2 protein-coding genes are annotated in these 9113 nt (G+C 64.9%); both read right to left on the reverse strand.

Annotated elements, in window-relative coordinates; translation table 11 throughout:
- Nucleotides 1-3: 3 nt before the first annotated feature.
- Nucleotides 4-7785 carry a non-ribosomal peptide synthetase gene (locus tag QMX97_RS23920; protein ID WP_282397734.1) on the reverse strand — a complete coding sequence of 2594 codons (7782 nt, stop codon included), beginning with the start codon at nt 7783-7785 and terminating at the stop codon, nt 4-6.
- A 3-nt stretch (nt 7786-7788) separates the two neighbouring features.
- Nucleotides 7789-9113, reverse strand: a 1325-nt coding sequence (locus QMX97_RS23925) for an AMP-binding protein (RefSeq protein ID WP_348775370.1), incomplete at its 5' end; no start/stop codon positions are given.

The following is a 9113-nucleotide window of genomic DNA, read 5'->3' on the forward strand; positions in this document are numbered from 1 at the left end:
CCCTCAGGAAATCAATTTATCCAAATCTTCTGCTGATAGACGTTTGAGGGCCTCCAAGGATTTAGCCAATGCGTCCTGCACCGGCGAATTATTTGTCTGCTGCGCCGCCACGTAGGCGCTGAAATCGGCCAGGGTCGGGGTGGTGAAGATCGATTTCACATCGAACTCGGCGTGCAATTGCTCGCGCAGGCGCACCACCACCTGCGTCGCCAGCAGCGAATGCCCGCCCAGTTCGAAGAAGTTGTCGTGCAGGCCCACTCGCTCCACGTCGAGTACCTCGGCCCAGATGGCGGCGATCTGCTGCTCCAACTCGCTGGACGGCGCCACGTAGGCGCGTGCCTGCAGGTTGGCATCGGCCTTGGGCAGCGCCTTGCGGTCGAGCTTGCCGTTGGGGCTCAGCGGCATCTGCTCCAGCAGCATCCACTGCGCAGGCACCATGTAGTCCGGCAGGTGCTGGGCCAGGTGTGCGCTGAGCACATCGCGCCAATCGTCGGCGGCGTCGTGCAGCACCAGGTAGCCGACCAGGTATTTGCCGTCGACAGCCAGTACGGCGGTCTCGCGGACCCAGTCGTGCTCCAGCAGGCGCGCTTCGATTTCGCCCAGCTCGATGCGCAGGCCGCGCAACTTGACTTGATGGTCGATCCGCCCGGCGTACTCGATCACGCCGTCTGCGCGGTAGCGTGCCAGGTCGCCGGTGCGGTACAGGCGCTCACCGTCGACAAACGGATGCGCGATAAAGCGCTCGGCAGTCAGCGCGGGACGGCGATGGTAACCCCGCGCCAGGCCCACGCCACCCAGGTACAGCTCGCCGAGCACACCCACCGGCGCCGGCTCGAAGTTGTCGTCGAGGATGTAGCAACCGAGGTTGGCAATCGGACGCCCAATCGGCACCGCATCGCGGCCTTCATCGATGCAGGTCCAGTGGGTCACGTCGATGGCCGCCTCGGTCGGGCCGTACAGATTGTAGAGCCCGGCCTGCGGCAGTTTGGCGAACACCTGCTGCTGGGCATCCACCGGCAACGCCTCGCCGCTGCACACGATACGGTGCAAGGTGTGGCAGGTCGCAACCGCCGGATCCTGCAGGAATGCCTGCAGCATCGACGGCACAAAGTGCAGCGTGGTGACCTGCTCGGCATTGATCAGGTTGACCAGTTTGGCCGGATCGCGGTGATCCCCCGGCGCCGCGACCACCAGGCGCGCGCCGGTCATCAATGGCCAGAAGAACTCCCACACCGACACGTCGAAGCTGAACGGGGTCTTTTGCAGGACCGTGTCGCTGACATCCAGGCCATAGGCTTCCTGCATCCAGTGCAGACGGTTGGCCAGGGCCGAGTGACGGTTGCCGGCGCCTTTGGGCTGGCCGGTGGAGCCGGAGGTGTAGATCACATACGCGAGGTTTTCGCCGTCCAGCACGATGCCTGGGTTGCTGTCGCTGTAGTCTTCAAAGGCAGACTCGCCCAGCACCAAGGTTTCCAGATTGGTCGGAATCGGCAGTTGCTCGCGCAAGTGCGCCTGGGTCAGCAGCAGCTTCACGCCACTGTCGTCGAGCATGTAGGCCAGGCGCTCGCGTGGGTACTCCGGGTCGAGCGGCACATAGGCGCCACCGGCCTTGAGCACCGCGAGCAGGCCGACCACCATCTCGACGCAACGCTCCACGGCCAGGCCGACCAGCACATCCGGGCCCACACCCGCCTCGATCAAGCGATGGGCCAGGCGATTGGCACGACGGTTCAATTCGGCGTAGCTCAAGCGCTGCTCGGCGAATACCAGGGCCGGCGCGTCCGGCGTTCGCGTTACCTGCTGTTCAATCCGTTGATGCACACAGTCCTGCAGGGGATAGTTCCGCGCCGTGGCATTCCAGTCCCGCACGACTTGCTGGCGCTCGGCCGGGTCGAGCATGGCCAGCTCGCCAAGGTGTTGTTGCCCGCCCTGGAGCATGGCCTGCAGCAGGTTGACCAGGTGGCGCGCATAGCTGTGCACCATGGCCGCACTGAAGTGCGCGCGGGCAAAGCCGAACTGCACTGACAGCGTGTCGCCGACGTCCACCAGCACGGTCAGCGGGAAGCTGGTCTGCTCGTGGGAATGCGGCGTGCCGAAGCGAATGCCGCTGCCGCCGCTCTGTTCCAGGGCCTTGGATACCGGGTAGTTTTCGAACACCAGAATGTTGTCGAACAAGGCCTCGCCGCCCTGCCCGGCCCAGCGCTGGATGTCGTACAAGCCGGTGTGTTCATGCTCGCGCAGGGCCAGGTTCTGCGCCTGCACCGCTTGCAGCCAGTCGGCCACCGATTGCTGGCCCTCCACCGCGCTGATCACCGGCAAGGTGTTGATGAACAGGCCGACCTGTTGCTCGACCCCGGCCAATTCGGCCGGGCGCCCGGCCACGGTGGCGCCGAAGCACACCACCGCCTGCCCGCTGTGGCGTTGCAACAGGATCAGCCACGCCGCCTGAATCAAGGTATTGAGCGTGACCTTGTGGCTGCGCGCGAAAGATTCCAGGCGCGCGGTCAAGGCACGGTCCAGCTGCAGTTGATGCTCGCCATGCCCCTGCGCGGCCAGCGGCTGACTGCTGCCCAGGCGGGTCGGGGTGTGCAGCACGGCCAGTTGTTCGCGCCAGAAGGTTTCGGTGGCCTGCGCGTCACGCTGTTGCAGCCAGCCGATGTAGTCGCGGTAACGCCCGGCGGCCTGCGGCACGGCGACGCCGGCATAACGTTGCAGCACTTCACCGAACAGCCGCGAATTGCTCCAGCCGTCCATCAGGATGTGGTGATTGGTGTAGATCAGCTCATGGCGTTGCTCATCGGTGCGCACCAGCACCAGGCGCACCAGCGGCGCCTTGGTCAGGTCAAACCCCTGGCGGCGCTGGGCCTCCTGCAGGTTCTGCAGCTCCAGCTCACGCTCAGGCATCGCTCGCCAATCAAGCACGTCGATCGGCAACCGCGCCTCGCGGTACACCACTTGGCATGGCCACTCCAGCTGCCCTTCCCAGAAGAAACCACTGCGCAGTACGTCATGAGCCTGCACGGTGGCATCCCAGGCATGCTGGAAGCGCGCCACGTCCAGGTTGTCGACGGTCACGCGGATCTGATTGATGTAGTCGCCCGCGGCCTGTTCATACAAGGTGTGGAACAACATGCCCTGCTGCATCGGCGACAAGCTGTAGATGTCTTCGATGGCGTCTGCGGCCAGCGGCAAGGACTCCAACTGCGCCTGGTTGAGGCGCGACAACGGGAAGTCGCACGCCGTAAAGCCGCGGTTGCCAGGCGTGCAGCAATGCTCCACCAGGGCATTCAATTCCTCGGTATAGGCGACGCTCAGCGCCTGGATCGCGGCGGGGTCGAACATCAGCGGGCTGAAGGTCCAGCCCAGTTGCAGTTCACCGCCATACACCTGGCCGTTGAGCGTCAACCAGTTGCCCAATGGCGCCTCGGGGCTTTGTTCGGCGCCGGCGCTTTCTGCCGACGGGATGAACAGGCCGTCCGGCTGGTCGAAACTGGCGTCGATCTGGCCCAGGTAGTTGAAGGTGATGCGCGGCACCGGCAAGCCACTGAAGGCCTCGCGCGTGGCGTCATCGCCCAGGTAGCGCAGCGCGCCGAAGCCCAGGCCTTTGTCCGGGACAGCGCGCAGCTGTTGCTTGATCTGCTTGATCGACGTGGCAAGCGACTCGGCCGGCGTCAGGCGCACCGGGAACAGGCTGGTGAACCAGCCCAGGGTGCGGGTCAGGTCGATCTCGTCAAACAGGTCTTCGCGGCCGTGCCCTTCCAGCTGGATCAGGCTCGAAGCGTGCCCGGTCCAGCGGCAGATCACGCGCGCCAGCGCGGTCAGCAGCAGGTCATTGATCTGCGTGCGATAGGCCGTCGGCGCCTGTTGCAGCAGCTGCCGGGTGCGTTCGGCATCCAGTTGACTGATCACGGTCTGGGCCAGGCGGACGGGGCGCGCACCCTGTGGATCACGGCAAGGCAAGTCGGTCGGCAGGCCTTGCAGCTGTTGCAGCCAGAAGTCTTTCTCGGCACGGATCGATTCGCTGCGGGCATGAGCCTGCAGACGCTCGGCCCAGGCCTTGAACGACGAGGTCTTGGCCGGCAGCGATTGGTGGCGGTACAGGCTCTGCAGGTCTTCGAGAAACACCCGCCAGGACACGCCGTCCACCACTAGGTGGTGCATGACCAAGAGCAGGCGCTGGGAACCGTCGGCCAGTTCGGCGAGAACCGCGCGCAACAACGGCCCCTGCTGCAGGTCGAGGCTGCGCTGGGCGTTTTCGCACAGGGCGGCCAGTTCATCGGCATCCTGCACACGGGCTTGCCACAGCACCGGCGTAACGGCTGCGGCATGCTCGGCCTGCCACCCCGCGGCGTGCGGGCTGAAGCGCAGGCGCAAGCCATCATGGTGCGCGATCAGCCCTTGCAAGGCCGTTTCCAGGCGGTCGCCCTCCATCACCTCGCGAGGGGTCAGCAGCAGTGACTGGTTCCAGTGGTGTTGCTCGGGCAATTGCATCCCGAAGAACAGTTGCTGGAACGGCAGCAACGGCGTCGTGCCCTGCACCGGCCCCTGGTCGATGACCTGGGCCACCTGCAACTGCGCCACCCGCGCCAGGCTGCGCACGGTCTGGTGCTGGAACAGCGCTTTGGCGGTGAAATGAATGCCGGCTGCCCGGGCGCGGCTGACCACCTGGATCGAGATGATCGAGTCGCCGCCGCGCTCGAAGAAGTTGTCGTTCAAGCCCACGTGCTCGATGCCCAGCACCTCGGCCCAGATCGCGGCAATCTGCTGCTCCAGGGCAGTGTGCGGCGCTTCGTATTGCTGCGTGGCCTCGGGCTTGGGCAGGGCCTTGCGGTCGAGCTTGCCGTTCGGGCTCAAGGGCATCTGGTCGAGTACCACCCACTGCGCCGGCACCATGTAGTCGGGCAGGTGCTGAGCCAGATGAGCACCGAGTACTTCGCGCCAATCATCGCCGGCGCTGTGCAACACCAGGTAGCCGACCAGGTATTTGCCGTCGACGGCCAGTACGGCGGTCTCGCGAACCCAATCATGGTCGAGCAGGCGCGCTTCGATTTCACCCAGTTCGATACGCAGGCCGCGCAACTTGACCTGATGGTCGATACGCCCGGCGTACTCGATCACGCCGTCTGCGCGGTAGCGCGCGAGGTCGCCGGTGCGGTACAGGCGTTCGCCCTTGATGAACGGGTGGGCGATAAAGCGCTCGGCGGTAAGTGCCGGACGACGGTGATAACCACGGGCCAGGCCGATGCCGCCCAGGTACAGCTCGCCCAGCACGCCAACCGGTACAGGTTCGAAGTTGCTGTCGAGGATGTAGCAGCTGAGGTTGGCAATCGGACTGCCTATCGGCACCGCATCGCGCTCTTCATCGATGCAGGTCCAGTGGGTCACGTCGATAGCCGCTTCGGTCGGGCCATACAGGTTGTAGAGCCCGGCCTGGGGCAGTTTGGCGAAGACTTGCTGCTGCGCATCCACCGGTAACGCTTCGCCGCTGCACACAATGCGCTGCAGGCTTTGGCAACTCGACACCGCCGGGTCCTGCAGGAATGCCTGCAGCATCGACGGCACAAAGTGCAGCGTGGTGATGCGCTCGGCATTGATCAGGCTGACCAGCCGGGCCGGATCGCGATGATCCCCCGGCGCGGCAACCACCAGGCGCGAGCCGGTCATCAGCGGCCAGAAGAACTCCCACACCGACACGTCGAAGCTGAACGGGGTCTTTTGCAGCACGCTGTCGCTGACCTCCAGGCCATACGCCTCCTGCATCCATTGCAGGCGGTTGAGCAATGCCGAATGACGGTTGCCGGCACCTTTTGGCTGGCCGGTGGAACCCGAGGTGTAGATCACGTAGGCGAGGTTTTCGCCGTCCAGCGCGATGCCTGGGTTGGTGTCGCTGTAGTGCTCAAAGTCGGACTCGCCCAGCACCAGCGTTTCCAGACCTTGGGGAATCGGCAACTGCTCACGCAGATGCGCCTGGGTCAGCAGCAGTTTCACCCCGCTGTCGCCGAGCATGTAGGCCAGGCGCTCACGCGGATACTCCGGGTCCAGCGGCACATAGGCCCCACCGGCCTTGAGCACCGCGAGCAGGCCAACCACCATTTCAATGGAGCGCTCCACCGCCAGGCCGACCAGCACGTCGGGGCCGACACCGGCTTCGATCAGGCGATGGGCCAGGCGGTTGGCACGACGGTTCAGTTCGGCATAGCTCAGGGACAGGTGGTTGAAGCGCACTGCCGGTGCGTCCGGCTGCACCAGCACCTGCGCCTCGATCAACTGATGTACCCACTGCCCTTGCGGATAATCGCGCGCGGTGGCGTTCCACTGGTCAAGCATCTGCTCGAGCTCGTTGGCGCTGAGGGTCGCCAGGTCCTGCACCGGCAACGCGCTGTTCGCCACGGCGGCACGCAGCAGGCTCAGCCAGTGCTCGGCCATGCGCGCCACGGTGGCGGCGCCGAACAGGTCGGTGGCGTAAGTCAGGGAGGCCCAGATCGCGTCGCCGCTCTCCTGGGTGTCCAGGCTCAGGTCGAACTGGGCGCTGTGGCTGTCCCATTCCAGGTTGGCCACGCGCAGGCCAGGCAATTGCTGCTCTGCTGTGTGTGAGTGGGCCTGGTGGTTGAACATCACCTGGAACAGCGGGTTGTGGCTCAGGCTGCGTTCCGGTTGCAGCGCCTCCACCAATTGCTCGAAGGGCAAGTCCTGATGAGCCTGGGCCTCCAGCGCGCGGCGCTTGGTGTGCTGCAGCAGTGCGGTAAAGGGCATGGCGCCGTCGACGTCGGCCTTGAGCACCTGGGTGTTGACGAAAAAGCCGATCAGCGACTCGGTCTCGACACGGTTGCGGTTGGCAATCGGCACGCCGACACGGATGTCCGATTGCCCGCTGTAGCGGTACAGGAAGGCCTGGAACGACGCCAGCAGCAACATGAACATCGTCACGCCTTCACGTTGGGCCAGGGCTTTCAAGCCTGCAACCAGGGCCGGTTCGAGCACGATGTCCTGGCGCGCGCCGCGAAAGCTCTGTTGCGCCGGACGCGGCTGGTCGAACGGCAGCTCCAGTACCGGCTGCGCGCCGCTGAGCAGTTCGCGCCAGTAGTCCAATTGACGGGCCTTCTCCCCGGCCTCCATCCAGCGGCGCTGCCACAGCGCGTAGTCGGCATACTGGATCGGCAGCGGCGCCAGTACACAGTCCTGGCCCTGGCTGTAGGCCGCGTAGAGCTGCATCAATTCCTGCACCATCACGCCCATCGACCAGCCATCGGAAACGATATGGTGCTGCACCAGCACCAGCACGTGCTCGTCTTCGCTCACGGCGAGCAAGCTGACCCGCAACAATGGACCTTGCTGTAAATCGAAAGGCCGGGCGATTTCCGCTTCGACGCGGGACGTGAGCTGGGTCTCGTCGACTGCGCTTTCAGCGATCTCGATCACGGTGTGGGCCAGCACCTCCTGGGCACGCTCCTCGGCGTCCAGGTGCAGGCGCGTGCGCAGGCTTTCATGGCGCGCCACCAGCGTGTCGAAGCTGCGTTGCAGAGCGGCCTTGTCCAACTTGCCACTCAGGCGCAGGGCGCCGGGCACGTGATAGGCGGCGCTGTCCGGGTCCAGTTGCCAGAGAAACCACTGGCGCTCCTGGGCGTAGGACAATGGCAGCTTCTGGCCGTCCTCGCGGATCGAGGCAATCGGCAGTTGGGCGAAACTCATGCCACGGCTTTGCAGGCGCTGGTAAAACTGCTGGCGCTGTTCCAGAGGCAGGCGAAGAAAGCGCGAAACCAGATCGATATTAGGGTTGGAAAGCATGGGTCAAATCGCCTCTAGTTCGCTCAAGAAGTCACGAAGGTCATCAAAATCTTCCGCACTGCCGGCGCGGAAGGTGGCGGCGGCCTGTACGTAGGCACGCAGCGTTTCGGTCTGGAACACTTCCACCAGCGGCACTTCCAGGCCCAGTTCGGCCTGCACCCGCGAGGTGATCTGGATCGCCAGCAAGGAATGACCGCCGACTTCAAAGAAGTTGTCGTTCAGCCCCACCTGCGGCAGGCGCAGCACCTCGGCCCAGATCGCGGCGATCTGTTGTTCCAACTCGCTTTCGGGGGCCACATAGGCCTGTTGCAGCAGGCTTGCATCCGGCTCGGGCAGGCCCTTGCGGTCGAGCTTGCCATTGGGGGTCAGCGGCATTTGCGCGAGGAACATGAAGTGCGTCGGCACCATGTAGTCCGGCAGGCGGGTTTTCAGGGCGCGGCGCAGGCTGTCGCGGAACTCGGCCTGATCGGCCAGGTTGGCGTCGGCCGGCACTACATAAGCCACCAGCTGTTTGCCGGTCGGGCCTTCCTGGGCCACCACCACGGTTTCGCCGACGTTGTCCTGCTCACGCAAGCGCGCTTCGATTTCACCCAGTTCGATGCGGAAACCGCGGATTTTCACTTGATGGTCGACACGACCGAGGTAGTCCACCACGCCATCCGGACGACCGCGGGTCAGGTCGCCGCTGCGATACACGCGGCTGCCCGGCTTGCCGAATGGATCCGGTACGAAGCGCTCGGCGGTCAGTGCTGGACGCTCCAGATAACCGCGCGCCACGCCCTCGCCGCCCAGGTACAGCTCACCGGCGACGCCGATCGGTTGCAGGTTGAGCTGCGCGTCGAGCACGTAGCCGCTGCGGTTGCCCAGCAAGGTGCCAATCGGTGCATAGACCGCGCCGCACGGGTCGCCCTTGCGTGCTTTCCACAGCAGCGGCGTGACCACGGTTTCGGTTGGACCATAGCCGTTGAACAGGTAGGTCGGCTTGAGTGCGCGCCAGGCCAGGTCGTAGCTGGCCTGCGCCACCGCGTCACCGCCGAAGCAGTACACACGGACTTTCGGAGGATTACCGTCGCGCTCGGCATGTTCGGCCAGCTGTTGCAGGTACACCGGCGGGAACACGGCCATGGTCACGTTGTGACGGTGCATCTGTTCGTAGGTGTACTCGGGCAGCCACAGGCTGTCATCGCGGATCAGCACGCTGGCGCCGTTGATCAACGGGTGCATCCAGCCTTCGTGGGAGCCGTCGAAGGCGAACGACATGAAGTGCAGTTCGCAATCGGCCGGCGAGGTTTCATAACGCTCGCCGGTGGCGATGATGTGCGCCACCA

The organism is Pseudomonas sp. PS01298 (assembly GCF_029959745.1).
Taxonomy (GTDB): domain Bacteria; phylum Pseudomonadota; class Gammaproteobacteria; order Pseudomonadales; family Pseudomonadaceae; genus Aquipseudomonas; species Aquipseudomonas aylmerensis.

What these genes read in the sequence shown, in the direction of transcription:
- QMX97_RS23920 (WP_282397734.1), bottom strand. Translation starts at nt 7,785, where the DNA reads ATGCTTTCCAACCCTAATATCGATCTGGTTTCGCGCTTTCTTCGCCTG.